Source organism: Actinoplanes sp. NPDC048988, assembly GCF_043197815.1.
Classification (GTDB): domain Bacteria; phylum Actinomycetota; class Actinomycetes; order Mycobacteriales; family Micromonosporaceae; genus Actinoplanes.
Map to the genome: position 1 here is coordinate 291,830 of NZ_JBICTW010000004.1, position 24,789 is coordinate 316,618.

At 71.4% G+C, this 24,789-nt stretch carries 27 protein-coding genes and 1 pseudogene; 13 read left to right on the forward strand and 15 right to left on the reverse strand.

Features of this window, described 5'->3' with window-relative positions; all coding sequences use genetic code 11:
* Positions 1-6: 6 nt before the first annotated feature.
* Positions 7-414 (forward strand): hypothetical protein, encoded by a 408-nt coding sequence (locus ACGFJ7_RS15795; RefSeq protein ID WP_360239728.1) that lies wholly within the window; start codon positions 7-9, stop codon positions 412-414.
* On the opposite strand, the gene ACGFJ7_RS15800 is transcribed toward ACGFJ7_RS15795, so the two are convergent.
* Positions 326-865 carry a hypothetical protein gene (locus tag ACGFJ7_RS15800; protein WP_392642545.1) on the reverse strand — a complete coding sequence of 180 codons (540 nt, stop codon included), beginning with the start codon at positions 863-865 and terminating at the stop codon, positions 326-328. The genes ACGFJ7_RS15795 and ACGFJ7_RS15800 overlap by 89 nt on opposite strands.
* A 12-nt stretch (positions 866-877) precedes the next feature.
* Between ACGFJ7_RS15800 and ACGFJ7_RS15805 the strand changes: the two genes are divergently transcribed.
* On the forward strand, positions 878-1,624 hold the full coding sequence (locus ACGFJ7_RS15805) for an SDR family NAD(P)-dependent oxidoreductase (protein WP_392642546.1): 747 nt from the start codon (positions 878-880) through the stop codon (positions 1,622-1,624).
* 19 nt (positions 1,625-1,643) lie between these two features.
* Complete coding sequence (locus ACGFJ7_RS15810) at positions 1,644-2,507, forward strand: oxidoreductase (RefSeq protein ID WP_392642547.1); 864 nt, start codon at positions 1,644-1,646, stop codon at positions 2,505-2,507.
* Positions 2,508-2,692: 185 nt separating this feature from the next.
* On the opposite strand, the pseudogene ACGFJ7_RS15815 reads toward ACGFJ7_RS15810, so the two are convergent.
* The 6 genes and pseudogenes from ACGFJ7_RS15815 to ACGFJ7_RS15840 all read right to left on the reverse strand — a co-directional run.
* Positions 2,693-3,023: pseudogene (locus ACGFJ7_RS15815) on the reverse strand (transposase); the annotation flags it as partial.
* A gap of 219 nt (positions 3,024-3,242) precedes the next feature.
* Positions 3,243-3,842, reverse strand: coding sequence for a Clp protease N-terminal domain-containing protein (locus ACGFJ7_RS15820; protein WP_392642548.1), 600 nt, complete (start codon positions 3,840-3,842; stop codon positions 3,243-3,245).
* Position 3,843: 1 nt separating this feature from the next.
* Entirely contained in the window at positions 3,844-4,065 is a 222-nt protein-coding gene (locus ACGFJ7_RS15825; RefSeq protein ID WP_360239734.1) for a helix-turn-helix domain-containing protein, read from the reverse strand.
* 102 nt (positions 4,066-4,167) lie between these two features.
* Positions 4,168-4,359 carry a DUF3072 domain-containing protein gene (locus ACGFJ7_RS15830; protein ID WP_360239737.1) on the reverse strand — a complete coding sequence of 64 codons (192 nt, stop codon included), beginning with the start codon at positions 4,357-4,359 and terminating at the stop codon, positions 4,168-4,170.
* Between the two features lie 29 nt (positions 4,360-4,388).
* The gene (locus ACGFJ7_RS15835) at positions 4,389-5,159 is read right to left on the reverse strand and encodes a VOC family protein (RefSeq protein ID WP_392642549.1); all 771 of its coding nucleotides are present in this window, start codon (positions 5,157-5,159) and stop codon (positions 4,389-4,391) included.
* A gap of 147 nt (positions 5,160-5,306) precedes the next feature.
* A complete protein-coding gene (locus tag ACGFJ7_RS15840; RefSeq protein ID WP_392642550.1) occupies positions 5,307-7,454 on the reverse strand; it encodes a SpoIIE family protein phosphatase in 2,148 nt (715 codons plus the stop codon).
* Positions 7,455-7,644: 190 nt separating this feature from the next.
* Here ACGFJ7_RS15840 and ACGFJ7_RS15845 point away from each other — a divergent pair, with 190 nt between their 5' ends.
* The 7 genes from ACGFJ7_RS15845 (at position 7,645) to ACGFJ7_RS15875 (ending at position 14,806) form a co-directional block, all read left to right on the forward strand.
* Entirely contained in the window at positions 7,645-9,705 is a 2,061-nt protein-coding gene (locus tag ACGFJ7_RS15845; RefSeq protein WP_392642551.1) for a cellulose binding domain-containing protein, read from the forward strand.
* A 60-nt stretch (positions 9,706-9,765) separates the two neighbouring features.
* Positions 9,766-10,782: a hypothetical protein gene (locus tag ACGFJ7_RS15850; protein ID WP_392642552.1), complete on the forward strand. Its 1,017-nt coding sequence runs from the start codon at positions 9,766-9,768 to the stop codon at positions 10,780-10,782.
* Between the two features lie 100 nt (positions 10,783-10,882).
* Entirely contained in the window at positions 10,883-11,722 is an 840-nt protein-coding gene (locus tag ACGFJ7_RS15855; RefSeq protein ID WP_360239749.1) for a PhzF family phenazine biosynthesis protein, read from the forward strand.
* Entirely contained in the window at positions 11,703-12,491 is a 789-nt protein-coding gene (locus ACGFJ7_RS15860) for an ATP-grasp domain-containing protein (RefSeq protein ID WP_392642734.1), read from the forward strand. Before ACGFJ7_RS15855 ends, ACGFJ7_RS15860 begins: the two co-directional genes overlap by 20 nt.
* Positions 12,488-13,078, forward strand: coding sequence for a methyltransferase domain-containing protein (locus ACGFJ7_RS15865; RefSeq protein WP_360239752.1), 591 nt, complete (start codon positions 12,488-12,490; stop codon positions 13,076-13,078). The genes ACGFJ7_RS15860 and ACGFJ7_RS15865 overlap by 4 nt, the downstream gene beginning before the upstream one ends.
* Positions 13,075-13,596, forward strand: coding sequence for an NUDIX hydrolase (locus ACGFJ7_RS15870; protein WP_360239755.1), 522 nt, complete (start codon positions 13,075-13,077; stop codon positions 13,594-13,596). The genes ACGFJ7_RS15865 and ACGFJ7_RS15870 overlap by 4 nt, the downstream gene beginning before the upstream one ends.
* Before the next feature lie 10 nt (positions 13,597-13,606).
* Positions 13,607-14,806: an aminopeptidase gene (locus ACGFJ7_RS15875; RefSeq protein ID WP_360239758.1), complete on the forward strand. Its 1,200-nt coding sequence runs from the start codon at positions 13,607-13,609 to the stop codon at positions 14,804-14,806.
* Here ACGFJ7_RS15875 and ACGFJ7_RS15880 read toward each other — a convergent pair.
* Positions 14,803-14,934 (reverse strand): hypothetical protein, encoded by a 132-nt coding sequence (locus ACGFJ7_RS15880; protein WP_360239761.1) that lies wholly within the window; start codon positions 14,932-14,934, stop codon positions 14,803-14,805. The genes ACGFJ7_RS15875 and ACGFJ7_RS15880 overlap by 4 nt on opposite strands.
* 56 nt (positions 14,935-14,990) lie before the next feature.
* On the opposite strand from ACGFJ7_RS15880, the gene ACGFJ7_RS15885 reads away from it, so the two are divergent.
* Positions 14,991-16,568 carry a phospholipase D family protein gene (locus tag ACGFJ7_RS15885; protein WP_360239764.1) on the forward strand — a complete coding sequence of 526 codons (1,578 nt, stop codon included), beginning with the start codon at positions 14,991-14,993 and terminating at the stop codon, positions 16,566-16,568.
* Here ACGFJ7_RS15885 and ACGFJ7_RS15890 read toward each other — a convergent pair.
* Genes ACGFJ7_RS15890 through ACGFJ7_RS15900 form a run of 3 tightly spaced genes read right to left on the reverse strand, consistent with a single transcriptional unit; the run spans position 16,540 to position 18,876 of the window.
* The gene (locus ACGFJ7_RS15890; RefSeq protein ID WP_360239767.1) at positions 16,540-17,091 is read right to left on the reverse strand and encodes a DUF6817 domain-containing protein; all 552 of its coding nucleotides are present in this window, start codon (positions 17,089-17,091) and stop codon (positions 16,540-16,542) included. The two genes, ACGFJ7_RS15885 and ACGFJ7_RS15890, sit on opposite strands and share 29 nt — an antisense overlap.
* The gene (locus tag ACGFJ7_RS15895) at positions 17,078-18,157 is read right to left on the reverse strand and encodes a methyltransferase domain-containing protein (RefSeq protein ID WP_360239770.1); all 1,080 of its coding nucleotides are present in this window, start codon (positions 18,155-18,157) and stop codon (positions 17,078-17,080) included. The genes ACGFJ7_RS15890 and ACGFJ7_RS15895 overlap by 14 nt, the downstream gene beginning before the upstream one ends.
* A complete protein-coding gene (locus tag ACGFJ7_RS15900) occupies positions 18,154-18,876 on the reverse strand; it encodes a phosphotransferase (protein WP_392642553.1) in 723 nt (240 codons plus the stop codon). Before ACGFJ7_RS15900 ends, ACGFJ7_RS15895 begins: the two co-directional genes overlap by 4 nt.
* 147 nt (positions 18,877-19,023) lie before the next feature.
* On the opposite strand from ACGFJ7_RS15900, the gene ACGFJ7_RS15905 reads away from it, so the two are divergent.
* A complete protein-coding gene (locus ACGFJ7_RS15905) occupies positions 19,024-19,653 on the forward strand; it encodes a hypothetical protein (protein ID WP_392642554.1) in 630 nt (209 codons plus the stop codon).
* An 18-nt stretch (positions 19,654-19,671) separates the two neighbouring features.
* Positions 19,672-20,736, forward strand: a complete 1,065-nt coding sequence (locus ACGFJ7_RS15910; protein WP_360239779.1) for a hypothetical protein — start codon at positions 19,672-19,674, stop codon at positions 20,734-20,736.
* Positions 20,737-20,822: 86 nt separating this feature from the next.
* On the opposite strand, the gene ACGFJ7_RS15915 is transcribed toward ACGFJ7_RS15910, so the two are convergent.
* The 4 genes from ACGFJ7_RS15915 to ACGFJ7_RS15930 are packed head-to-tail and all read right to left on the reverse strand — an operon-like array spanning position 20,823 to position 24,317.
* On the reverse strand, positions 20,823-21,146 hold the full coding sequence (locus tag ACGFJ7_RS15915; protein WP_392642555.1) for a TfoX/Sxy family protein: 324 nt from the start codon (positions 21,144-21,146) through the stop codon (positions 20,823-20,825).
* Positions 21,146-22,126, reverse strand: a complete 981-nt coding sequence (gene alc, locus ACGFJ7_RS15920; RefSeq protein ID WP_392642556.1) for an allantoicase — start codon at positions 22,124-22,126, stop codon at positions 21,146-21,148. The genes ACGFJ7_RS15915 and alc overlap by 1 nt, the downstream gene beginning before the upstream one ends.
* Positions 22,126-23,439 carry an allantoinase AllB gene (gene allB, locus ACGFJ7_RS15925; RefSeq protein WP_360239788.1) on the reverse strand — a complete coding sequence of 438 codons (1,314 nt, stop codon included), beginning with the start codon at positions 23,437-23,439 and terminating at the stop codon, positions 22,126-22,128. Before allB ends, alc begins: the two co-directional genes overlap by 1 nt.
* Before the next feature lie 23 nt (positions 23,440-23,462).
* Positions 23,463-24,317, reverse strand: a complete 855-nt coding sequence (locus ACGFJ7_RS15930; RefSeq protein ID WP_360239791.1) for a polysaccharide deacetylase family protein — start codon at positions 24,315-24,317, stop codon at positions 23,463-23,465.
* Between the last annotated feature and the right edge of the window lie 472 nt (positions 24,318-24,789).

Sequence of the window (24,789 nt, forward strand, 5' to 3'; positions counted from 1 at the left end):
CCGTGCATGACGTACCGGGTCGAGTACAACGGCGAGGACATCGACTTCGCCACGCTCGACGCCGCGCTCGACCGTGCCCGGCGCATCATCGCCGACGACGTCGGCCGCCTCGACGGCTGGACCGTGGAACACGACGAGACCGTCAACGACTGGTTCGTCCAGGCCGTCCGCAACGGACGGCGCGTCGGCCCCACGGCGGTGGTGACCGGCCCGCGCGGAACCCGGCCCGAGACCGGCGCGCCCACCGTCTACGAGGAGTGGGAGCGCCGGGTCGTCTTCATCGGTCGGACACCGGCCGAGGCGTTCGCGATGGCCACGGAATGGCTCACCCGGCGACCCGACGTCGAGGCGCTCGGCGACGTCGGCTGGCACCGCACGGCCGACGGCCACCAGCTGCGCCTCTATTACCGCTGACCAGGCCAGCCTGCTGCGCTGCCGAAATCGAGGCCAGGTTGCTCCGGGTGGAGACCGCGATGTGGCCCAGGCGCTGACCGGCGTCCTCACGTTCGAGCGTCTGCCAGAGTGCGAGACGGGCACTGTGCGGGCTCTCCGCGTACCGGTCGAATAGCCGCCCGGCGTAAGCCGGGAGATCCCTTCCGTCAAGACGCACCAAGGTGAGAACCCGCTCGAGCAGCGCCTTTTTGGTGGCGAAACAGCGGTAGGTCAAGCCTTTGCTGAGCCCGGCGGTCGTCGCGGTCCGGTCCAGCCCCGGCGACGCCTCGCCGGCTGAACTCCCGGGTGGCGGCGCCGAGCAGACGATCTCTGCTTGAAGGGGAAGGCACGCCCGCACCTTAGTGACGGTGAGGGCCGGTCGGCCGTCGGTCCGCCCTAGGGTCGCAGCATACGGAAATGGCTGACCAGTCATTTAGAGGGCGTAATGACCTTAGAGGGAAAAGTGGCTCTGGTCACCGGTGCGGGTACCGGCATGGGCGCGGCTACCGCGGAACTACTGGCTGAGCGAGGAGCTCGGGTGACGCTGGTCGGGCGCCGACAGCAACCGCTGGACGAGGTCGCCCATCGCATAACCGCGGCCGGAGGCGAGGCGTTGGTCGTTCGCGCCGACGTGACCGATGCCGGGGCGATGACCACCGCGGTCGAGCAGACCGTCGCCCGGTTCGGCGCGCTCCACCACGCGGTCAACAATGCCGGCGTCGCCAGCGAGAACGCCGATTTGCCCGACCTGCCGATCAGCCTCTGGACAGACACCATCGCCGTCAACCTGACGTCGCTGTTTCTCGCCATGCGGGTCGAGATCCCGGCGATCGTCGCCGCCGGCGGTGGCTCGGTCGTCAACGTGAGCAGTGTCTTCGCCGATCGAGGTCTGCCGATGCGCGCTGCTTACTCGGCCAGCAAGCACGGAGTCCGGGGATTGACCCGGTCGGCGGCACGCGACTGGGCGCACCGCGGTGTGCGCATCAACGAACTGCAGCCGGGAGTCATCGCGACCCCGATGCTCGACGCCGGAGCCGGTGGCGGCGAAGCCGCCGGGATCGCCGAGAGCATCCCCGCCGGTCGCATCGGAGACCCCCGGGAAATCGCGACGGCCGTCGCGTTCCTGCTCTCCGACGAGGCCTCCTACATCACCGGCGCCCACCTCGCGGTGGACGGCGGATTCCTCGCCTGACCTCGGAAAGGACATGACCATGACCAAGAAGACATGGCTGATCACCGGCTCGTCGCGTGGACTCGGGCGCAGCATCGCGGACGCCGTCCTGGCGCAGGGCGACTACGTGGTCGCCACCGCTCGCCGAACCGCCGACCTCGAGGATCTGGTCGGCACGCATGGCGACCGGGTGTTGCCGGTGCCGCTCGACGTGACCGATCCGACCGCCGCAGCCGCTGCCGTGCAGTCCGCCGTCGACCGGTTCGGACGGCTCGACGTTGTGGTGAACAACGCTGGGTACGGCACGCTGGGCTCCATCGAAGAGACCCCGGTGGACGTTTTCCGGGCGCAGATCGAGACGAACCTGTTCGGGGTCGTCAACGTCACGCGAGCGGCTCTTCCGGTCCTCCGGAAGCAGCGATCGGGACATTTCCTGCAGATCTCGACGATCGGCGGCCGGCGAGCCCCCGGATACGGGTTGGCGGCGTACGGCACGGCGAAGTTCGGGGTCGAAGGCTTCTCGGAGGCCTTGGCGGCCGAGGTGAAGCCTTTCGGGGTGAAGGTCACCATCATCGAACCCGGTGGTTTCCGGACCGACTGGGCCGGCTCCTCGATGGCGGTGATCGAACCGGGTGAGGACTATCGGGCCACCGTCGGCTACATGATCGGCCATCTGAAGGATGGCGACCTGAATGGTGACCCCGAGAAGGCCGGCCAGGTCATCGCCGGCGTGCCGTACCTCGATGAGCCACCCCTGCGGCTCCCGCTCGGCTCGGACGCGGTCAGCTTGATTCGGGCGGCCGACGAAGCCAAGATCGCCGAAATCGACGCCTGGCAGGAGCTGAGCCGGTCCACGGATGCCGACGATGCACGGCCGCGTGATCTGAGTGGCCTCAACAACTAACTTGAGTTTGGAGTGGTTGAGGGCTTCTGTCTGGTTGTGCTGCTGGGCCGATCGGTCCTGGTGACGCGGCGTTCCCAGGGCCGGCGCAGATCGGCAACCAGTGTCCGGGCCAGGCGTAGCTGAGTGTAGGCGGCCCACGACTTTCACCGGCAGATCCCGCCAGTAATGCCAGCCGGGGTCCGTCATGAGATCAAGCGTCGCACGACATCACGCAGCTGATCGGCGGTCACCGTCGCGGCGTCGTCACCAGGTTGCAGCCGGTGGACGTCCAGCGGTGCGGTCCACGAATGCCGTCCCGTTTCGAGGGCGGCCACCACCGAATACGGCCAGCCAGAGACACCGATGTGGGTGTCCCTGGCTCGGCCCGTAGGTGTGACACACCCGATCCGGACTGGTGTGGGCTTCCGGGCGCAACCAGCACGTCACGTCCACCGCGAGTACGACCCGGCCGTCGGCGGCTCGCGGTACCGGCGCTGCGGCCAGCGCGGTGCGTAGCCGGTCAATATCGATCCGGCCTTAAAACTCAAGCTAACGCGTGTTTCGTAGGTCCCGCCGAGGTCTTGAAGTCACGGCGCGGCTGTGGTCGACAACTGAAGAGGTCTCCGGTATCTGGTTCTGCGACCCAGCCGGAAGTTCATACCGGAGACCTCGTGGCCACCTTGCGGTGACGAGGCGGCATGACGTGACGACAGGCAGTGGGCGGTCCTGATCCCGCTGCCGCCTTATGAAAACGCCTTAGGCGGCCCGACTCCGCACCGAGCGGGCCAGGTCGTCGCGGAGGCGGTCGAAGTCGACGTGCTTCTCGCTCAGGATCAGCATGGCCAGGCCCTCGCCCTCGCGGATCAGGCCGAGCGCGATGTGCTCGGGGGCGATGAATTTCTGGTTGAGCCGGATCGCCTCGCGCAGCGAGAGCTCCAGCACCTTCTTGTTGCGCTTGGTGAACGGGATGTGACCGCTGGAGAAGCGGCCGAACAGCCCGCGCTTCTTCGGCTCGGGGCGGGGAAGCTGCAGGGCGCCGGCTCCGAAGTTCTGCTCGATGGCCGCCCGTACGGCGTCGAGGTCGATGCCGATCGCTTTCAGGGCCGCCCTGTCCTCGGCGTCGGAGTCGACCGGCGAGAGGGGCGGGGTGCGCTCGACTTTTCGGCGCGCCTCGTCGCGTACGTAATCGGCAGTGACGCCGTTGTCCTTGAGAGCCGTGGCGACGGGGCCGTCCGGATCGGCGACCAGCGCGATCAGCACGTGTTCGGTGCCGATGTGGCCGTGGCCGAGCGCGCGGGCCTCCGTCTGGGCCCGGGTGACGACCTCGCGGGCCGGGGTGGTGAATCGCTCGAACATGTCAGTCCTCCGGCATCGTGCGCGCGTGCTTCTTGTGTACGCCCTGGCGGGTCACCTCGAGCGCGTCGGCGATCTCCTGCCAGGACCAGCCCTTACGGCGGGCGTTGGCCACCTGGAGGTGCTCGAGCCCCTCGAGCAGGCGGCGCAGGGCCACAACGGCGCGGAGTCCGACCCGGGGGTCGGCACTGCTCGCCGCCGCGGCGAGATCGGTTGCTTCGGTCATGCTGTCAACTTACGTTGACAGCCGCCGTCGTGTCAACTTCGGTTGACGTCTTCGACACGAAAAAGCCGGCCCTGTTCACACAGGGCCGGCCCTCGAGTGGATCTACCGGCCGCGGCCGGTCTTCTCCTGCAGTTCGTCGATCTTCTCCGACGCCTCGGCCTTGGTCAGGCCGTCCGGCACCTCTTCCCGCGCCTCGGTGGCGAGAGTGTGCAGGTAAGACTCCTGGGCGCCGGTCGCCGGCTCGTCACCGGTGGTCCAGTCCGACGGGTCCTTCTCGGCGTTCGTCGTCGTCATCAGCTCTCCTCCTTCGAACGCCTGTTCTCTTACCCGCCGTACGTCAACTCCATGCCGATGATGTCGTTGTAGGCGACGTCGAGCCGCACCTCACGGGCGACCGGCGAGGTCACCGCGAACGAGCCGCCGAACGGGTCGACGATCTCGGCGTAGCAGCCCAGGCCCAGCTCGGCCGGCCCGGTGAGCACGCGGCCGCCCAGCCCGGCCACCCGGTCGATGGCGTCCGAGCAGTCGGCGACCTGGAACGACGGCTGCCAGCGGGCCCCGTAGCGGCCGGTGATCAGGCCGGCCACCGAGTCGTGGGCCTCGGTCAGCCACTCGCCGCTGCCGAACTCGTGGGTCAGGGTCCAGCCGAAGACCCGCGCGTAGAACGACGTCGCCGTGGCCACGTCGTCGGTGAGCAGGTCGGCCCAGGCCATCGTGCCCGGCACGCCGCGTTCCTGCATACCGGCGAAGCCCGCCGCCTGCCACAGGCCGAAGACCGCGCCGGCCCCGTCGGCCACGATCGCGCTGCGGGCGCCGTCGCGCTCCTCGGGCCAGGTCAAGGCCCTTCCGTACGCCTGCGCGACGCGCTCGGCCGTGCCCTCGAGATCGGGGGCGGCCAGGTAGGTCAGCCAGCCCTCGGGCCGATCCGACCGGCTCCGGCTGAGTCCGGCCACCGCACGGCCGTCGAGCGTGAATCGATCACCGTCGAGCCGCCAGCCGAAGAGCCCGCCGTAGAAACCGGCGGCTTCCTCCGGGTTCGACGTGGTGAGCTCCACCCAGCAGGGGGTCGACGGCGCAAAGCCTCTGATCCGCATATACCGCTCCAACGTGGACGTCCCCGATTTGCGAATGACTCTACGGCAATGAATACGCGCCGTCACTACCCCGGGGTTCAATGTCCGCTTTAGAGCGGCTTTCCGCTACTGAAGGTAACCGTCCGTACGTCACATGTAACGTGATCGTTAATCTGCTGACAAGTCGCCGGCCGTGGGAGCGCTCCTGCCCGGCACGAGCATCTCGAACCACACAGTGGACCCCCGCACCGACGGGTCGGTGCCCCACGAATCGCTCAACTCCTCAATCAGACCGAGACCACGGCCGCGACTGCTCATCGTGTCGGTGTGCGCGCGGATGACCGTGCCGCGGGTGCCCGTGTCGGCCACCGAGACCAGCAGCCGCTCGGCGTTCAGGTCGATGTGCACCTGGGCCGGCGTGCCGGCGTGCAACAGGGCGTTCGTCGTCAGCTCGCTCGTGCAGAGAATGGCGGCGCCGATCACCGACTCGGGCAGGCTCCACTCGCGCAGGCGGGTGGTCATCCACTGGCGTACCCGGGAAGGCCCGGTCGGCTCGGCCGGCACCAGCATGGTCGCCGACCGGCTCATCGCCACCGCGTGCTCCACCGCCAGCACGGCCACGTCGTCGTCGGTCGACCCCGGCACCGCCGTCGTCGCCAGCGCACACAAGTTCCGCGGATCGCCACTGGGGGCGGCCGCCGTCACCGCGACCAGCGCGTCGAGGCCGTCGTTGAGCGCGCGGCCGCGGCGCTCCACCACACCATCGCTGAACAGCAGGATCGAGTCGCCCGGCTCCAGTCGCACCTGACCGGTCTGCCAGCGGCCGCCCAGCCCGAGCGGCGCGCCCGGCGGCACCTTGACCAGCTCGGCGGTGGGCGCCTCGCCGGCCACCCCGGCCCGCCGCAGCACCGGCGGCGGATGACCCGCGCTCGACATGGTGATCGTGCCGTCGGCCGGGTCGAGCACCCCGTACACGACGGTCACGAAGATCTCCTCGTTACGCGACTCGGCACCGAGCGAGCCGACCAGCCGGTCGAGTCCGGCCAGGACACTCGGCGGGGCGGGGTCGGTCAGCGCCATCGCCCGCAGGGCGGCCCGCACCTGCCCCATCACGGCCGCGGCCCGCACGTCGTGGCCCGCGACGTCACCGAGCACCATGGCCAGCCGGCCGTCGAGCAGGGTGAACGCGTCATAGAAGTCGCCGCCGGCGGCGTTGCCGTCCACACCGACGTCGTAGCGGGCCGCTATGCGGAAGGTGTCCAACTCGGGCAGATGCTCCGGCAGCATGCTTCGCTGCAGCAGCTGGGCCGTGCCGTGCTGCGCCTCGAACCGGCGGGCCCGCTCGGCCGCCTGCCCGACCAGCTGGGCGGCCGCGTTGAGCAGGGCCCGCTCGGCCGGCAGCCAGGTGTGGGCGTGGCGGTAGCCGATGGTGAGCGCGCCGGTCAGCGAGGCGGTCCGCAGGGGCAGCGAGGCCAGCGAGCGGACCCGCTGCTCGTGGCGGTCGGTGGCGACCGCGCGCAACGGCTCACCGTCGGTCACGAACGACGGCTGCCCGCTGGTCGCGGCGGCCACCAGCGGGGCCCGCGGATCGTTCGGCGCCCGTTTCCACACCGGGGGCAGGCGCTCGTCGGCCTCGTCGAGCATCTCGCCGCGGATACGGCGCACATACCGGTAGGCCCCGCCGTCGTCGACGGCGAAGACGCAGTGGTCGACGTCGAAGGAGGTCGACGCGTAGCCGAGAACCACCCGGGCCACGTCGTCGACGGTGAGCGCGCCGGCCAGCCGGGCGGTCAGATCGCCGAGGCTCTGCAGCCGGCGGGTGACCTGGGTCGTCTCGGCGGCCACGGTGAGCACACCGGTGATCTCGCCGCGCCGGTCCCGGACCACCGAGTGGCCGCGGGTGAAGAAGGCCTGCTCGGGTCGGCCGCCCGGGCCACGCACCACGGTCAGCTGGGTCTCGGCCTCGAGGAACGGCCGGCCGCTGCGGTACGCCTCCTGGATGGCGCCGCCCAGGCCGGGCGCGCGCCACAGGTCACCGAAAGCCTCGGCGGCCGGGCGCCCCAGCGCGGCCGGATGCAGGGAGCCGATCAGGTCCGCGTACGCGTCGTTGTAGATCAGCAGGAATTCGTCGCCGTGGCTGTAGGCCATCGGCATCGGCGAGCCGAGCACCAGCTCTATAGTGGCGGCGACAGCCGGATCCCAGCCGTCGCGGGCGCCGAGCGCCGTCGCGGACCAGTCGGCCTCATGCACGAGACGGGTCGCCGAGGGCCGCGCGGGCATAACTGAAGGGCTCACCCCACCCGTGCTGCCGGCCATGCTCGAAAGCGTATCCCGACTCCGCCATTCGGACGATGCCGCACCGGCCAACCGTCCGATTCTTGACGGTACGACCAGTCCGCACTATCCGGAGCGTCCCCAGCCCACCCCGCGCGAAGTCACTGAGGGTAGCTGATTGCTGCTTCGGAGAGCGTCGCCGTCCTTAACTCGCTCACTTATAGTCGCGGCCGTGACCGAGGACCGCCGCCCCCGCCATGGCGCACCGGACTACCGCGCCGACGTGCGGCAGACCCCGCCCGCCTCCTTCTCCGCCTTCGAGCCCGCTCCCCCGTCGGACGCGGAGACGACGCGGTTCGAGGCGCCCCGGCCCTCGTTCGACCCGTCGTGGCCGCCGCGCCGCGACACCTCATGGCCAGAGCCGGTTCCCGGTACGCCCGAGCAGGCACCCGACCGCTGGCCGGCCGACATCCCCCACCAGCGATCCGGCGACGAGTGGCCCGGCGCGGAGGAGACTTGGCCCGAGCCGAACGGCTACGCGTACGCGCCCGAGGGCCACGCCTACAGCCGGACCGATTCGGCCGAATATAACGGATATGCCCAGAGCGGCGCGCCTTCGGAGGGGCCCAACGGCACCCACGACGCCTTCGCCGGCCACGACGCCTTCGCCGGGAACGACGCTTCCACCGGCGTCAGCATCTCCACCGGCTACGACGCTTTCCACGGCCGTGACGTCTCCACCGGCCAAGGCACCTTCGACGGTCACGACGCCTCCACTGGTCACGACACCTTCAACGGTCAGGGCGCCCTCGCGGGCCGCGATGCCTCCGCGGCGAACGGCACCTTTGCGGGGCCCGACGCCTTCAACGAGAACGGCACCTTCGCGGGGCACGACGCCTTTGTCGGGAGCCACGCCGACTCTGAGGGGCGGAGCGACGACGACGGCTACGATCAGAAACAGTCAGACGGATATAACGGATATGTCCGGGATGGGATTCACGCCGACGAGGCCGACTTCGAGGGGCGGAGCGACAACGACGGCTACTACCAGAACCAGCCAGACGGATATAACAGATATGTCCGGGATGGGGTCCGTGCCGAAGAGGCCGACTTCGGCGATCGGAACGAGGGCTACCCCGCCTACACCGACGGGCCGGGTGGCGAGGGGCACGAACGGGACGTCGATCCGTACGGGCAAGGCGTTTATGGGCCGGAAGCCGAGGCCTATCCGCGGGACGGCGCCGGGCTGGGGACAAGCGCCGAATCGCACGGGCACGAGGGTTCCGCTTCCGGGCCGGGCGGCGCTTTCGAGGCCGATCCGTACGGCCGCGAGGGCTTCGCCCCGCCCGAGGACATGTACAGCCGCGAAGGCTCGGGGCGCGATGACGCGTACGGCCGTGGGGGGAACGCGGCCGGGGTGGGCGTCGAGGCGTACCACCAAGAAGCCGGCGGCATGACGCCGGAGATCGACCCCCGTGTGGGACGGCCGGCTGAGGCCGAGACCACGATGTTCGCCGAGCCGTGGAGTGAGAGCGGGGCGGTGGCGGGTGAGACCGCCATGATCGACCTGTCGGCGCCGCGGGCCGAGCCTCGTAGTCACCGGGAAGGGAACCGGCGGCGGGCGGGGATCGTGGCTCTGGCGGCGGCCGGCGTGTTCCTGGCCGGGGGTGCCGGATACATCGTGCTGCGGCCGAGTTCGGAGCCGGGGCCGACCACCGCGGCCGTGGCCACCACGGCGCCGGTGGAGACGGCCGATCCGACGGTGGACGCGCCCACTCCACAGGCGACCGCGGCCGCGACCTCGGCCTCGCCGACCCGGACCAGCGCGTCGCCGACCAGCGCCGCGCCGACCACCGAACCGGCCGCCACCACCAAGCCGGCCGCGCCCGTCGCGCCGGTCACGACCCGGCCGGCCACGACCGCGCCGACGGCCCGGCCGACCACCGCCGCTCCGGCACCGACCAAGACGCTCGTGCCAGTGCCGACCAAGCCGGCCGCCGCGCCGCTGACCGCCGTCTACGGGTTCGACGAGAACGGTGACGTGGGTACGGTCACCGTGAACAACCCCGGTTCGGCGGCCGTCACGGACTGGCAGGTCAGGTTGACCATCCCCAGCGGCGCCACGATCACCGTCCTCAGTGGCGGCGTCTCGGCCTCGACGAGCGGCACCCGGGTCACCTTCGGCGGGGCGGCCATCGGCGCGCGGAACTCGGCGACATTCACCTTCGAGATGCAGTCCGACGGCGACGGCGCGCCCAGCGGCTGCACGATCAACGGAAACGCCTGCTCCTGAACGTCCCCGTGCCGACTCGGTCGTTGCGTCCTATGGTCGCGATAGGAACGAGGAGGCGCGATGGAAGACGTCTGGCACCCGGTGCTGCGGTCGGTTCCCACGGCGCTGGCGTTCGCCGCCGTCGTCCTGATCGGATGGCTGGTGGCCCGCCTGCTCCGCACCGCCGTCACCAAGGGCCTGGCCCGGGCCGGCCTCGACCGGGCGACCCCGTTCCGGGTCGTACCGAGTGTTCTGTGCGGAAAGATCGTCTTCTACGGGGTTCTGCTGTTCGCCCTGCAACTGGCCTTCGGCCTGTGGGGCCCGAACCCGGTCAGTGACCTGCTCACCGCCATCATCGCCTGGCTGCCCCGCGCGTTCGTCGCCATCGTCATCGTCGTCGTGGCGCTGGCGATCGGCCGGGCGGCGGCCGACCTGATCGTGAATGCTTTGGGCGCTTTGCCGTACGCCCGAGCCCTGGCCCGAGCCGTCTCCATCATCATCGCGACGCTCGGCGTCATAGCCGCCCTGGACGAGGTAGGCATCGCCACATCGGTGACCAGGCCCGTACTGATAGCCATCCTGGCCACCATCGCCGGCGTCATCATCGTCGGCGTGGGCGGTGGCCTGATCCGCCCCATGCAGGCCCGCTGGGAGTACTGGCTCACCCGCGCCGCCGCCGAGTCCACCACCATCCGCGACCAGGCCCGCGCCTACGCCGCCGAGCGCCAGGCAGCCCCCACCACCGAGCCGGCACCCGCACCCGCACCCGCCACCGAGCCGGCCGCCGCCCCCGCCGCGCAGCCGGCCGCACCCGCCGCGCAGCCGGCCGCACCCGCCGCGCAGCCGGCCGCCGCCCCCGCCGCCAGTTCCGCGGACGAGACGCAGGTGATCCCGCCGCCCCGCTCAGCGCCCGCGCCGTCCGAGCCGGCCCCCGACGGCGAGACCACCAGCGTGATCACCTCGCGGACCGACGACACCACGGTCGTCAATCCGGGCCGGGACGACACGGTCGTCATCGGCGCCGACGAAACCCAGATGATCCCGCCGCCCGACACCACCACGACCCGCCCGCTGCCCACCGACCCGGACAAGCGGTAGCGCCCAGCCCGAACGGAGATCCGAACCGCCCGGGCCGGCGCGCCACGGTGACGGAATTGGCTTTCGACGGGGCCGGGATCCGGCGCCTACCGTGTTGATCATGCGGATCAGGGTCATCGACGCGTTCACCGACCGGGCGTTCGCCGGCAATCCCGCGGGCGTCTGCCTGCTGGACGGCGCCGGCTGGGCGGACGAGGGCTGGATGCGGCGGGTAGCGGCCGAGCTGAACCTTTCGGAGACCGCCTTCGCCCACCGTCTCGGCGGCGACCGGTGGGCGCTGCGCTGGTTCACTCCCACCGTCGAGGTCAAGCTCTGCGGGCACGCCACTCTGGCCACGGCCCATGCGCTCGCCGCCGACGCCGGCGCGCCGGGTACGTATCGGTTCGACACGCTCAGTGGTGAGCTCACCGCTCGCGTCGCCGCCGATGGGCTGATCACGCTGGACTTTCCGGCGGCCCCTCCGGTCGAGGCGGCCGCGCCCGCCGGGTTCGTCGCCGCCTTCGGAGTGGAGCCGCTCCTCGTTCTCCGGGCGGATCGGCTCGGCGACCTGCTGGCGGTTCTGCCCGACGAGGACGCGGTCCGGGCCCTTCGGCCCGATCTTCCGGCTCTGGCGGGCTTGCGCGCGACGACCGGTTTGCGCGGCTTCATCGCTACGGCGCCGGCCGCACCGGGAAAGCACTACGACTTCGTGTCGCGCTTCTTCGCGCCGGCCGACGGCATTCCCGAGGATCCCGTGACCGGCGGAGCGCACACCGTTCTGGCCCCGTACTGGTCGGCGCGCCTGGGCCGCCCCGAGCTGACCGGCCTTCAGGCCTCGGCCCGCACCGGCATCGTCCGTACGGCTCTGCGAGGCGACCGGGTCGAGCTGAGCGGCCGCGCGGTCACCGTCCTCGACGGAAGCCTGCTATCAAGGGCTCATGATGCTGCTGGTGCCTCGTGACGTTGTGAATCCGCGCCGGGTCGATGAGCACTTTGCTGAGGAGGCGGCCGCGGCGCGGGCCGCTGGGCACACGGTGGCGATGGTTGACCACGACGCGGTGGCTGCGGGGCGGGCCGTGCGTGTCGACGGGGATGAGCCGGTCGTCTACCGCGGGTGGATGCTCGGCAGCGCCGCCTACGCCGGGCTGGCCGACGCCTGTGGTGGGCGGCTTCGGACCAGCGCCGCGCAGTACCGCCGGGGGCACGAGCTTCCCGGCTGGTACGAGGCGCTCGCGCCCTTCACTCCCGAGTCGGCCTGGGGTGATTTCGAGGAGGCTCGGGCCGGGTTGGGCAACCGGGGGGCCGCGGTTCTGCGGGACTACACCAAATCGATGAAGCATTACTGGTACGAGGCCGCGTACATTCCCGATCTGGCCGACGCCGGCAAGGCGTGGGCCGTCGCCCGGCGATTCCGGGAGTTGCGGGGGGACGACTTCACGGGTGGGTACGTGCTGCGGCGGTTCGAGGATTTCACCGGGGCCGAGGCGCGGACATGGTGGGTGGATGGCGAATGCCGGCTGGTCACGGCGCATCCGGACACGGCCGGCCAGCTTCCGCCCGACATCGACGTGTCGTTCCTGCGCGACGCGGTCAAGGGGCTGCCCTTCGTCACCGTCGACCTCGCCTTGCGGAGCGACGGGCAGTGGCGGGTGGTCGAGCTCGGTGACGGGCAGGTCAGTGACCGTCCGACGTCGACGCCGGCGGCGGAGCTGATCGCGGCGATCCTGTGACCGACAAGCAGCGGCGGGTGTGGGACCGGTCGGCGGCGCGCTACGACGGGCAGATCGCGTTCCTGGAACGCCACTGGTTCGCCGGTGGGCGTGAGTGGCTGGGGGCGCGGGCGAGTGGGCGGGTCCTCGAGGTCGCCGTGGGCACCGGTCGGCAGCTGCCCTACTACCGGGCCGGTGTCACGGTGACGGGGGTCGACCTGAGCAGCGGGATGCTGGCGGTCGCGCCGCGAGCCGGGCTGACCAAGGCGATCGGCGACGCCGAGCACCTGCCCTTCGCCGACGGCGCCTTCGACACCGTGGTGTGCGCGCTCGGGCTGTGCACGATTCCCGACCCGGTCGCGGCGATCGCCGAGATGCGGCGCGTGCTCGCCTCCGGGGGCCGGCTGCTGCTGCTCGACCACGTGGTCAGCAGTTCGGTTCCGGTGCGGGCGGCGCAGTGGTTGCTGGAACGAGTCACGATTCCCACGGCCGGCGAGCATTTCACCCGGCGGCCGCTCACCGCCGTACAGCAAGCGGGTTTTGAGATCGTCGAATCCCAGCGCCTCAAGGCGGGGACGGTCGAGCGGGTGCACGGAAGGAAACCATGAAGCAGGTGAGCAGTCGCGTCGTCTACCGCAACCCGTGGATGACCGTGCGGGAGGACCGGGTCCAGCGGCCGGACGGCAGTCCCGGCATCTACGGCGTGGTGGAGAAACCCGACTTCGCGCTCGTGCTGCCGCGCTGGTCGCGGGGGTTCTGGATGGTCGAGCAGTTCCGCTATCCGGTTGGGCGGCGCGCCTGGGAGTTCCCGCAGGGCAGCTGGGGCGCCGGCCATGAGGGGGACCAGACGGCGCTGGCCCGGCGGGAGCTGGCCGAGGAGACCGGGTTACGGGCCGGGACGCTGACGCATCTGGGGCATCTGTACGAGGCGTACGGCTACTCGACACAGGGATTCGACGTCTATCTCGCGACCGACCTGGCCGAGGGCGAACCGGATCGGGAGGTGACCGAGCTCGACATGGTCCATCGGGCGTTCACCGACGACGAGATCGTGGCCATGCTGCGGAGCGGTGGGATCGTGGACGCGCCCTCGCTGGCCGCCCTGACGTTGTTTCGGTTGTCCTAAGCTCGGGCGCATGAGCGTGGTCGAGCGGTTCGCGGATCTGGTGGTCCGGGTGGGTGTCAACGTGCAGCCCGGGCAGGGTGTGGTGATCAGGAGCGACACGGCGCATCGGGAGATCGCGCGGGCGGTGGTCGCGGCGGCCTACCGGGCCGGGGCGGGCTGGGCCGAGGTCGAGTGGGAGGACGGGCCGATCCGGCGGCTGGCCGTGGACCATCAGTCGCTGGAGCGGCTGACCGCGAGCCGGCCCTGGGCTCTCGAGCGCACCGAGTGGTACCACAAGGAAGGCGTCGCTTTCATCAGGCTTCTCGGTGACGCCGACCCTCATCTGCTCGACGGGGCCGATCCGGCCCGGGCCGCGGCCGTGCCGGTGGAGGAGTCGCAGGCCATGCGGCGGGCGCTGTTCGACGGTGTCCGGTGGACCGCTGTGGGTGCGCCCAATCCGGGGTGGGCGCGGCAGATCTTCGGCGAGCCCGACACCGACCGGCTGTGGGAGGCCGTGGGCACGGCCATGCGGCTCGACGCGGACGATCCGGTCGCGGCGTGGCGGGAGCGGTCGGCGACGCTCGGTGAGCGGGCGCGGCGGCTCGACGAGCTGGAGCTGACCGAGGTCCGGTACGTGGGTGAGGGCACCGACCTGACCGTGGGGCTGCTGCCGGGGACGCGCTGGACCGGTGGTGGGCTGGTCGACCCGGCCGGTGTGCCGTACATGCCGAACATCCCGACCGAGGAGGTCTTCACCAGCCCGGACAAGACGCGCGCGGACGGCGTCATCCGGCTGACGAAGCCCCTGGTGCTGGGCGGGGTTCTGGTCACCGGGCTGCGGGTCACCTTCGTGGGCGGGCGGATCACCGACGTCGCGGCGGATTCCGGGGCCGAGGTCGTACGGGCTCAGCTCGACTCCGACGCGGGGGCGCGCTCCCTGGGTGAGGTGTCGCTGGTCGACCGGGACAGCCGCATCGCCCGGGCCGGCATCGTCTTCCACAACACGCTGTTCGACGAGAACGCCGGCTGCCACGTCGCCTGGGGGCAGAGCTTCCCGTTCGCCGTCGAGGGCGGCACGGCGCTGACCGAGGGGCAGCGCGCCGAGGCCGGCCTGAACATGTCGAGCGTGCACACCGACGTCGTCATCGGCGGCGACGGCATCACCGTCACCGGCCGCGGGCCGCGGGGTGTGGTAGAGATCATCAAGGACGACGCATGGGTGCTTGACTAGGCCATGAACAGCATGGCTCCGACACCGAGCAGAACGATCAGGAGAACCGCGATGAGCAGGCCTTTCTCGGCCGCCTGGGCGGCGTCGGCCGGGGCGGCGGTGGTGGTGGTCAGCGGCTCGCTGCTCATGATTGGTCCCTCCGGTCGGGGTGCGCCTGGTGGCGTGCGGGCTTAGGTTGGTTGTCGTGCCGTTGCCTGACTGGTTTCTCAGTGCGCGGGAGCGCGACAACCCGGACTCCTCCATACCCACGTGGGTCACCGGAAACGCGGCTGAACCGCTAATTCACGGTAAAGCCTATTTTGACCGTCTGGTGACGGAGGTTGAAAGCCTCCAAGAGGGTGACCACCTGTTCTTCACCGACTGGCGGGGTGACCCGGACGAGCGGATGCGCGACGACGGGCCGACGATCGCCGAGCTCTTCAGCGCGGCGGCCAAGCGGGGCGTGGTGGTCAAGGGGCTGCTCTGGCGCTCCCACGTGGACAAGCTCGCCTACAGCGAAGAGGAGAACCGCAACCTCGGCGACGAGATCGAGGCCGCGGGCGGGGAGGTGCTGCTCGACCAGCGGGTCCGGCGCGGCGGCTCCCACCACCAGAAACTGGTGATCCTGCGCCACCCCGGCGACCCGTCGCGTGACATCGCCTTCGCCGGTGGCATCGACCTGTGCCACAGCCGGCGGGACGACGAGAACCACCTGGGTGACCCGCAGGCGGTCGCGATGGCGAAGGCGTACGGGAAGACCCCGCCCTGGCACGACGTGCAGCTCGCGCTGCGCGGACCGGTGGTGGGCGCGCTCGACCTGACGTTCCGCGAGCGGTGGAACGATCCGACGCCGCTCGACCAGAACGGCCCCATCTCCACCGTCACCGACAAGCTCAAGGGCGCCGACCTGCGGGCCGACCGCCTGCCCGAGCAGCCGCCGGACCCGCCCGAGTGCGGGCCGCTCGCCATCCAGGTCCTGCGGACGTACCCGGCCATGCGGCCGCCGTACAAGTTCGCGTCGAACGGCGAGCAGACCATCGCGCGCGGCTACACCAAGGCGATCAAGCGGGCCCGGAAGCTGATCTACATCGAGGACCAGTACCTGTGGTCGGCCGAGGTGGCCCAGCTGTTCGCCGACGCGCTGAACGCCAACCCGGAACTGCACCTGATCGCCGTCGTCCCCCGGCACCCGGACGTGGACGGGCGGTTCGCGCTGCCGCCCAACGAGGTCGGCCGCGAGCAGGCGATCCAGCTGTGCCGGATGGCCGCGCCCGACCGGGTGCACGTGTTCGACCTGGAGAACCGGGAGAGCACCCCGATCTACGTGCACGCCAAGGTGTGCGTGGTCGACGACGTGTGGTGCAGCGTGGGCAGCGACAACTTCAACCGGCGCTCGTGGACGCACGACAGCGAGCTCTCCAACGCCATCTTCGACGACACGCTCGACGAGCGGGAACCGCGCGACCCGGCCGGCCTCGGTGACGGCGCCCGCCGCTTCCCCCGCGATCTGCGGCTCGCGCTGACCCGCGAGCATGTCGACCGGGAGTCCGACGAGGACCTGGTGGATCCGGTTTCGGTGGTACGGGTGATGAACAGCACCGCCGAGCGCCTGAAGAAGTGGCACGACGAGGGCGAGAAGGGCCCGCGGCCGCCGGGGCAGATCATGCCGCACGAGACGTCGAAGCTGCCGTGGTACCAGCGGATCTGGGCGGTGCCGGCCTACCGGCTCATGTACGACCCGGACGGCCGCTCGATCAGCGACCGCCGGGCGGGCCGATGGTGAGCGTGCGCCGGCAGTCGGCCATCACGGCGGGCGACGCCAGGGGCGCCCATGATCCGAAGACCGACCGGAAGTAGTCGCCGGCCTTGGCCGCGATCTCCGGCGACCGCTCGTAGACGTCCAGCTCGTTGACGATGCTCAGGTCGGCGAAGGCGCGCAGCCGCTCCGGGGTCGGCGACTCGGCGTGCCCGGTGAAGCGGCTCCACACCGTGCACGTCGACGGCAGCGCCCGCCAGGTGCGCCCGCGGTCGCATCCGCCGTACCGGTAGACCATCGCCTCGGCCTCCCGCCCGATCAGCGCCCGCAACTGCTGCCGCTCGGCCACGTCGAGCAGGACGACCGGAAAACCGTCGGTCCCGTACGCGGCGTGGGTGAGCCCGGCCAGCTGCTCGTCCTCGCCGAGGCCGTGCCCTTCGAGGCGTTCCCGCACCCGGTGGAGATGTTCGTAGAGGGAACCGCCGGCGTGCGGGATCGCCTCGGCGCCCCGGTCACGCAGCCAGGCCCGGACCACGTCAGTACGGCTCATCGCTGCTCCCCCGCGTGAGTTTCCAGGTGGACGGGATCAGGATCGGCGCGGCCGGGTCGCCGGCCGGGGCCAGCCCGACCCGCCAGGCGCGCATCGGAGGCCGACCGGCGCCGGCCCAGCGGTCGCGCAGGGCGGCGGCCTCGGCGGCCCAGGCGGCGGCCTCCGGCCCACCGGCGAGCACGCTGCCGTCGGGCAGGACGACGGCGCCGCCGGTGCGCGGCCGGTCGAGGATGATCAGGGCGTTCTGCTCGCGGCCGGGAACGGCGGTCAGGGTGGCGCGGCGGTTCCAGACGCCGGCCGCGTACCACAGGTCGCGGTACGCGAGCGGTTCCAGGGGCGGGTCGAAGGCCGGCCCCTCGTGGCCGGCGAACTCGGTCAGCGTGCCCGGGGCGGCCGGGGCGGGGAACGGGTGGGCGGCGGTGAGCGGGCCGGCCGCGGTCATGAAACCGGCCGGGGTGACCACCGCACCCACCTGGTCCTGCACGGCCAGGACGGGATGGGTGCCGGCGTGTTCGACCGGGGCGACCACGATCTCGGCTCGCCACCGCGGTGACAGGCCGGAGACGCCGACGGTCACGATGACCCGGTCGAAGCGGCCGCCCGTCGATCCGGCGTAGCCGTCGCCGTGCTCCACCCGTACACCAGCGATGTCCGCCGCTTTCAAAGCCGCCCGGGCCTTGAGCGCGACGTCGGGCTGGACGTCGACGCTGACCACCTCGGCACCGAGCGAAGCGAGAAGGGCGGCGTTGTAGCCGGTGCCGGCCCCGATCTCGAGAACGCGGTGACCCGGGCGAACGTCCAGGGCCTCGATCATCATGGCCATCAGCGACGGCTGGCTGGACGAGCTGACCGGCACCCGCCCGTCGACCTTGGTGACCAGCACGTCGTCGCTGTAGATCAGCTCGAGGAAGTCGGCGTCGGACGGCATGGCCCAGGTGCCGTCGCGGCGCTGAAATCCGTCCGGCACGAACGCCTCACGGGGCACGGCGGCGAAGGCGGCGGCCAGCTCCGGGCTCAGGGACACGCCGCCCTGCCGGATCTGCTCGAGGAACCCGCGCCGGCTCACTCCCCCACGATAGAGGCGGCAGCGGCGAGCGCGGCCGGAACGTCTTCCGCGTGATAGGGAAATTCAGACGGTTCGATGTTGTCGAGGAAGCCGGCGTAGACGACGGCACTGCGCAGAGGAGCCAGCGGCCGCAGCAGCTCGATGGCCCGCTCCGGGTCGGCGCCACCACCCCGCCAGCGCCGGCACCAGGCGCGGATGACGGCGGGGTCGTCGGTCAGCCGCAGAATGTCGAAGCCGGGATGCCCGAAGAAGCAGTCACCCCAGTCCATGATGGTCAGCCGCCCGGCGTCGTCGGTGCGCACGTTGCCCGGGTGCAGATCCCCATGCACGAGCGTGTCGGGCAGCCCGCACTCCTCGATGGCCGCGATGCGCTCAGGAAGCCCTTCGATCAACTTCCCAAGGCCGGAGACGCTTGCGAGGTACGGTGCGGCCACGCGCTCGAACGGCCCAGGCGCCAGCCGCGCATCCGGCACACCGCTCAGAAGCGCCGGATTTTTCGCGAAGTGCTCCTGAAGGGGATGAAAAGCGGCGGCGATGTCAGCGCAGAGCTCAGGCCCGGCGCCGTAGCGGTCCTCCCCCGGCGCGTGCGCGAGAAGCATCCGCCCGTGCTCGCCCGCCGCGATCAGTTCGGGCGCGAGCCCCGGAGCGACCTCCCCGAGAAGCCGGATGACATGCGCTTCATGACCGAAGAAACGGGGCACCTGCTTGAGCCAGGCCACGGCCCGCCCGGCACCGTCATCGAGCCGCCAGATAGCCGAAAGATTCCAGGTCCGCTGCTGCCGAGCCGTGGCCCCGGGCAGTATTCCACCGGCCCAGGCCAGAGTCTCAGCGGGCCCGTTGACCTCCGCGTAGGCGGCCCGCTTGGCATGCGAGGCAACACCGAAGCCCCCCTCACCCACCGCACCACCCACGCCCACCGCGCCGCCAACGCCCGCCGCGCCGCCAGCGCCGCCCACGCCCGCCGCGCCACCCACGTCGGCCACGCTGCCCGCGCCTGCCGCGCCTGCCGCGCCTGCCGCGCCACCAGCGTCGGCCCCGCCACCAGCGCCCGCCGCGCCACCCACGTCGGCCCCGCCACCAGCGCCCGCCGCGCCACCCACCTCGGCCGCGCCGCCCACGCCCGCCGCGCCACCACCGGCCGCCGCGCCACCACCGGCCGCCGCACCTCCAACGCCCGCAGCGCCACTCACGCTCGCTGCGCCACCCGCCGCTCCGTCAGCGCCCGTGGCGCCAAGATCGTGGGGCTGCCCGATTTTTCGGATATTTGTGGGCTTGTCGGCGACTTGGACGAGATAAGTGACGTGGCCGCCCGGTGGGGTGGGGCGGTCGCCGTGCAGGAGGCGCAGCACCTGGGCGTCGGGGGTCAGGCCGGCCAAGGTGGTGAAGTCGCCTACCTCCTGCCACCACGGTACTGGGGTCTCGAACGGCGGCAACTCGCCCAGCAGCGCGCCATCCGCATTGATCAGGAGCAGTGTCACGGTTCGGGTCACAACTGAGAACCGTACGATGCATCGATGTTCGGACGTCGCGCGCGCCCCCTTCCCGATCTCTGCACCGAGCTGGCCGAAGCCGTGATCCGGCTTGACGAGCGGGCCTCGACCAAGAGTTTCCGTGCCGTCGTCGAGCGGGCACAGCAGTCCTCCACCGAGGATCTGAGCGCCGGGCTGGTCCGGCTCACGCCGGCCCTCGAGCAGGTCGCGCTCGGCAACGGGGGTCAGCTGGCCTCGCTCACCGCGGCCCTGATCGAGATCGGGGCCGATCCGGTGCCGGTTCTCGGTGTGCTGGCCGACCGGGTGGCCGGTGGCCTCGAATTGGCCGCGCAGTTCGGGGCGGTCGCCGGCGAGCTCGGTGAGGTTGCCGCGCCGTCCGGCGCGGCCGAGTACCGGGAGCTGCGTGAACGGGTCGCCCGGGTGTCGGGGCTGGCCGTCGAGGAGGCCGGGGAGATCACGCAGGCGTGGTTCACCGTGAACGCGTGGATTCCCGCCCTGCTGCTGCCGCTGCAGCAGAAGAACGCACGGCTGTCGCTGCCGCACCGGGATCGGCTGACCGCCGCCACCACCGCCATCGGCGGCCGGGTCGAGGACGCGCCCTGGCTGCATGGTCTGCTGCTGGTTCTCGACGACGAGCCGTTGCTGGTGCTGCATCGGGAGACCGGCCGGGCGTACGACCTGAAGATCAGCGGCATCGGCGACAACTTCCAGCTGCACACTCTGCTGGCCGCCACGCTGATCGGGCCGGAACGGCTGCCCGGCACCGCGCCCCAGCCGGCCTGGGTGGCCGCCGCCACGAACGGCGAGATGATGCCCGAGGGCGGCATTCGGGGCCAGTTCAACCTGGCCGACGCCACCGGCGCCTGGATCTGGAACGAGGGCCGCCCGGCCGACATCCCGCTGCTGGGCGATCACCGTGTGGTGGTGCTCGATCCTCCGCCGTACGCCCGAAGCTGGAACCTGGGCCGCGCCTACCCGCTCATGCCCCCGGAGATGGTCGTGACCCGCACCCTGCCCACCGACGAGGCCGCCGAGTGGGCCCGCCGCGTCGCCCCACCCGCCCACTTCGGCGGCAGCAACCCGGCCTGAACCGCACACCGCACCCGCTCACTCCGGCGACAGCGACAGCGAACCGGCGACAGCGACAGCGAACCGGCGATTAGCGCGCCGTTCGCTCACTTGGGCGGGAGCGCTCCCGCGTAATCGCGCGCCTCGGCCAGCCAAGCGTCGAGTTCCGGGTCGTCGAGGTGGTCGCCGGCGACCAGGATCCAGCCCTTCATCGAGCGCCCGCCCACCTCGAACGGCCGCACGCCGGGGCGGGTCAAAGCGGCCGCGATGCCGTCCGGGCCGAGGCGCACGATCAGCTCGTCGGCGTGCACGCCGACCGTCATGTTGCCGTTCGTGAAGAAGGCCAGCCCGCCGAACATCTTGCGCTCGGTCAGGGCGGGATCGGTGAGGCGGGTGCGGAGGCGCTGGGCCAGGGTTTCGTCGTACGCCATCAGCGGGACCTCTCGAAGTTGTCCTCGAGATGGCCGGGTGTGGGGCGTCCGTGCAGGCGCAGGCGGGCCATGCCGCCGTCGGGGTAGATGTCGAGCCGTACGTGGGTGACCGCCGGCGACGGCTCGACGCGGAAGCGATGCGGGGTGTCCGGCGTCAAGGCGACCCTCGGCAGGATCTCCCGCCACTCCGACTCGCCCGACCGGCCGTGCACGGCGGCCCAGCCGGGCGAGTTGCCCTTGAAGTGGGTGGTGTCCAGGTCGGCGAACGAGATCGTCGCCGGTGCGGCCAGGCGGATCTCCACCCAGTCGTTGCCGTCGTCGCGGCGCCGCGATGTCTCCCAGCCGTCGCCCATGTGCAGGGCCGGGCCGGGCATGAGCATCTTCTCGGGGTGGCCGTAGAACGTGTTGCTGCAGTCAGTCACCGCCGCCCCGTAGGCGATCGCGGCCACGTCGAATTCCGGTGGCAGCAGCGACGGGTCGGGAACGGGCGTGCCGTGCACTCGGAGCCGCGCCACTCCCCCGTCCGGATGGATGGTCAGCCGTACGTGGGTGAAGCGCCGTTCGTCCGCCACCGCGAACAGGTTTCGGCTGTCCCCGGTCAGCGGTGATTTGGCAACCAGCGGAATCCATCCCGCTTCCGCCAGCGCGGACGGCGCCGGGTAGCCGTCGACCGCCACACCATCGATTGAGGCGTACGGCGGGAAATTGCCCGTGAAGAACGCGGTGTCCACATCGACGCCGCGAACGACGCCGGGCGCGCCCAGCCGCACGATGGCCACGTCGGACCCGGGCTGACGCCGCCGGCGGGTCTCCCACCCATCGTACACCTGGCCCTTGTGGTCGAAGGTCCGCGGGACGAAGACCGGCGGGGTGGGCAGCACCAGATGGTCGGCCGCGGCGAAGAATTCGTCGTTCGCGTAGACGACGCCCCCGCCGAACGCCCTCGACGCCAGGTCGGGAAGCGCGATGAAATCGTCCATCAAGCGTCCTCTCGGCTCAGGAACATGCCGGCCGGCGCCGACCCGGTGACCGCGTGCCCGCGCAACCACGTCGTGCGGACCACACCTCGCAACGTCTTTCCGGCGTACGGCGTCACCGGGTTTTTGTGGTGCAGCCGGTGGGGCTCGACCACGAACGTCTCCTCGGCGTCGAAGGCCACCAGATCGGCGTCCGCCCCGACCGCTATCCGCCCTTTGTTCCGCAGGCCGACGAGGTCGGCCGGCCGCCGCGCCATCCACTCGGCGACGTCACCGAGCGTGTGACCGCGGGCCTGGGCCTCGGTCCAGATCACCGGCAGCCCGAGCTGCACCGAGGCGATGCCGCCCCAGGCCGCCGCGAAGTCGCCGGTGTCGCGCCGTTTCAGCTCGGGTGTGCACGGCGAGTGGTCGCTGACCACGCAGGTGATCAGCCCGTCGGCCAGGGCCCGCCACAGCAGGCCGGCGTTCGCCGCGTCCCGGATCGGCGGGCAGCACTTGAACTCGGTGGCCCCGTCGGCGATCGCGTCCGCGTCGAGCGTCAGGTAGTGCGGGCAGGTCTCGGCCGTCACCCGTACGCCGTCGGCCTGGGCGGCCGCGATGAGCGGGAGCGCCCCGGCCGCGGAGAGATGCAGGATGTGCACCCGCCCGCCGGTCCGCCGTGCCGCCTCGATCGCCGTCGCCACCGCCGCGTGCTCGGCCTCGGCCGGCCGCGAGCGCAGGAAGTCCCGATACGAGGCGGACGGCGCGAGGGCGGTCAGATGCGCCGGGTCCTCGGCGTGCACCACGAAGAGGGCGTCCGTCGCGGTCAGGGCCTCGGCCAGTTCCTCCCCCGACACCGGCGGGAACTCCGGCACCCCCGAGTCGGCCAGGAAGGCCTTGAACCCGAACACCCCGGCCGCGTGCAGCCCGGGCAGGTCATGCGTGTTGCCGGGGATCTTGCCGCCCCAGAACCCCACGTCGACGTGGGTCTGCCCGCGGGCCGCCTCCTGCTTGACGGCCAGGGCGCCGGCGCTGACCGTCGGAGGCAGGCTGTTCAGCGGCATGTCGACGATGACGGTGACACCGCCGGCGGCCGCCGCCCGGGTGGCCGTGGCGAACCCCTCCCAGGCCGTCCGCCCCGGCTCGTTGACGTGCACGTGCGTGTCGACCAGCCCCGGCAGCAGCGCCGTCTCGCCCAGGTCGGTGTCGATCGCCGTGTCGTACACCTGGTCGTAGTCGTCGACCCCGACGATCCGGCCGCCCTCGACCGCCACCGCCGCCGGCCGCACCCCATGGCTGGTCACGGCCTGCCGGGACCGGAGCACCAGATCGACCATCCGCCGAGCCTACTGGCTCGGTGTCAGGGGATGTAGTCCTCCAGCCGGGCCGGGGTCAGGCCGGCCTTGTGGATGGCGTTGAGGACGGCCAGGTAGTCGTCGACGAAGCGCGGGCGGAAGTGCATCAGGATGATGTCGCCGGGCTGGACCGTCTTGCCCTCCTGGTAGAAGACGACGCCGTGGTCGGTGGTCTCCTTCCAGTAGAAGGCGGCCTTCATGCCGCAGTCCTTGACCACCCGCAGCGTGGTGGCGTCGTGGGTGCCGCCGGGCGGGCGGAACAGGACGGGCCGGCGGCCGTAGTACTCGGCCAGCTGGTCGGCGCCGCCGCAGATCTCGCGCTTCTGGAACGCGTACGACCTGCCCCGGAGGTTGGGGTGGCTGATCGTGTGGTCCTCGATGGTGGCGCCGGCCGCCTGCAGCGGCTTGAAGTAGCCGGGATTGTCCTTGATCGCGTTGACCTCGAGGAAGAGCGTGATCGGCACGTTCGACGCCTGGAAGAGCTTCAGGGCGAGGGGATGTTTCACCCAGCCGTCGTCGATGGTGATGAAAGCGACCTTCTGGTTCGTCGGGATCCGGCTGAACCAGCCGGCCGCGTCGCCCGGCGGCAGGGTCACCTTGGTCGCGGCGGGCGCGGGCGGGAACCGGGGGATCCGCGCGCGCAGATTCGCCGGCAGGGAGGCCAGGGCGGCTTGATGGACGTCGGGCGCGCTCTCCACCGGAGCGCTCTCGACCGGGGCGCTCTCCACCGGGGCGCTCTCCACCGGGGCGCTGGGGCTCGGGGCGCCGCCCGGCGGGGTCGCGGCCGGGCCGCTGCACCCGGCGACGACCGCCAGCATCGTGCCCACGGCGACCGCCCTGACTGCCTTGCTCATTCGCATGCGTACGTCCTAACCCGCTTCCACTGTCCCGAGCCATGATCGACCCCGCGCGCAACCCTGGAGCACCAGATGCTCGTTATTGCAGCTCATTGGCTCCTACCGCGTTGTCGCGTGCCTAGTCCGCGGCCTAGGGTCGAGGCATGTGACCGCGGGCTGGGTGGCGGTCCCCGTGCCTGGCAAGTCCTGGCGGAAGACGCGGACGAGGCGGGTGCCGGGCGGCGCGAACTCGGGGCCGGGGCGCAGGCTGTCGCCGATCAAACGTCCGGTCGCCGGCCTACCGTCGAGGTCAGGACGATGAGCGTTCTCGATGCCGTCGGCGACACGCCGGCGTGGGGGGAACGCTTGTCACGCTGACGCCGGGTTCACCAGTTTCGGGTGGGTGGCCGGCGCCGGCGCCGGGACGGCCAGCTCGGCCAGCCGGCGAGGACGCTCGTCCAGCGCCGTACGCGCCGCGCGGAGCAGACGGTCTGCC

What these genes read in the sequence shown, in the direction of transcription:
- ACGFJ7_RS15795 (WP_360239728.1), top strand. Translation starts at nt 7, where the DNA reads ATGACGTACCGGGTCGAGTACAACGGCGAGGACATCGACTTCGCCACG.
- ACGFJ7_RS15800 (WP_392642545.1), bottom strand. Translation starts at nt 865, where the DNA reads ATGACTGGTCAGCCATTTCCGTATGCTGCGACCCTAGGGCGGACCGAC.
- ACGFJ7_RS15805 (WP_392642546.1), top strand. Translation starts at nt 878, where the DNA reads ATGACCTTAGAGGGAAAAGTGGCTCTGGTCACCGGTGCGGGTACCGGC.
- ACGFJ7_RS15810 (WP_392642547.1), top strand. Translation starts at nt 1,644, where the DNA reads ATGACCAAGAAGACATGGCTGATCACCGGCTCGTCGCGTGGACTCGGG.
- ACGFJ7_RS15820 (WP_392642548.1), bottom strand. Translation starts at nt 3,842, where the DNA reads ATGTTCGAGCGATTCACCACCCCGGCCCGCGAGGTCGTCACCCGGGCC.
- ACGFJ7_RS15825 (WP_360239734.1), bottom strand. Translation starts at nt 4,065, where the DNA reads ATGACCGAAGCAACCGATCTCGCCGCGGCGGCGAGCAGTGCCGACCCC.
- ACGFJ7_RS15830 (WP_360239737.1), bottom strand. Translation starts at nt 4,359, where the DNA reads ATGACGACGACGAACGCCGAGAAGGACCCGTCGGACTGGACCACCGGT.
- ACGFJ7_RS15835 (WP_392642549.1), bottom strand. Translation starts at nt 5,159, where the DNA reads ATGCGGATCAGAGGCTTTGCGCCGTCGACCCCCTGCTGGGTGGAGCTC.
- ACGFJ7_RS15840 (WP_392642550.1), bottom strand. Translation starts at nt 7,454, where the DNA reads ATGGCCGGCAGCACGGGTGGGGTGAGCCCTTCAGTTATGCCCGCGCGG.
- ACGFJ7_RS15850 (WP_392642552.1), top strand. Translation starts at nt 9,766, where the DNA reads ATGGAAGACGTCTGGCACCCGGTGCTGCGGTCGGTTCCCACGGCGCTG.
- ACGFJ7_RS15855 (WP_360239749.1), top strand. Translation starts at nt 10,883, where the DNA reads ATGCGGATCAGGGTCATCGACGCGTTCACCGACCGGGCGTTCGCCGGC.
- ACGFJ7_RS15860 (WP_392642734.1), top strand. Translation starts at nt 11,703, where the DNA reads ATGCTGCTGGTGCCTCGTGACGTTGTGAATCCGCGCCGGGTCGATGAG.
- ACGFJ7_RS15870 (WP_360239755.1), top strand. Translation starts at nt 13,075, where the DNA reads ATGAAGCAGGTGAGCAGTCGCGTCGTCTACCGCAACCCGTGGATGACC.
- ACGFJ7_RS15875 (WP_360239758.1), top strand. Translation starts at nt 13,607, where the DNA reads ATGAGCGTGGTCGAGCGGTTCGCGGATCTGGTGGTCCGGGTGGGTGTC.
- ACGFJ7_RS15880 (WP_360239761.1), bottom strand. Translation starts at nt 14,934, where the DNA reads ATGAGCAGCGAGCCGCTGACCACCACCACCGCCGCCCCGGCCGACGCC.
- ACGFJ7_RS15890 (WP_360239767.1), bottom strand. Translation starts at nt 17,091, where the DNA reads ATGAGCCGTACTGACGTGGTCCGGGCCTGGCTGCGTGACCGGGGCGCC.
- ACGFJ7_RS15905 (WP_392642554.1), top strand. Translation starts at nt 19,024, where the DNA reads ATGCGAGGCAACACCGAAGCCCCCCTCACCCACCGCACCACCCACGCC.
- ACGFJ7_RS15910 (WP_360239779.1), top strand. Translation starts at nt 19,672, where the DNA reads ATGTTCGGACGTCGCGCGCGCCCCCTTCCCGATCTCTGCACCGAGCTG.
- ACGFJ7_RS15915 (WP_392642555.1), bottom strand. Translation starts at nt 21,146, where the DNA reads ATGGCGTACGACGAAACCCTGGCCCAGCGCCTCCGCACCCGCCTCACC.
- alc (WP_392642556.1), bottom strand. Translation starts at nt 22,126, where the DNA reads ATGGACGATTTCATCGCGCTTCCCGACCTGGCGTCGAGGGCGTTCGGC.
- allB (WP_360239788.1), bottom strand. Translation starts at nt 23,439, where the DNA reads ATGGTCGATCTGGTGCTCCGGTCCCGGCAGGCCGTGACCAGCCATGGG.
- ACGFJ7_RS15930 (WP_360239791.1), bottom strand. Translation starts at nt 24,317, where the DNA reads ATGCGAATGAGCAAGGCAGTCAGGGCGGTCGCCGTGGGCACGATGCTG.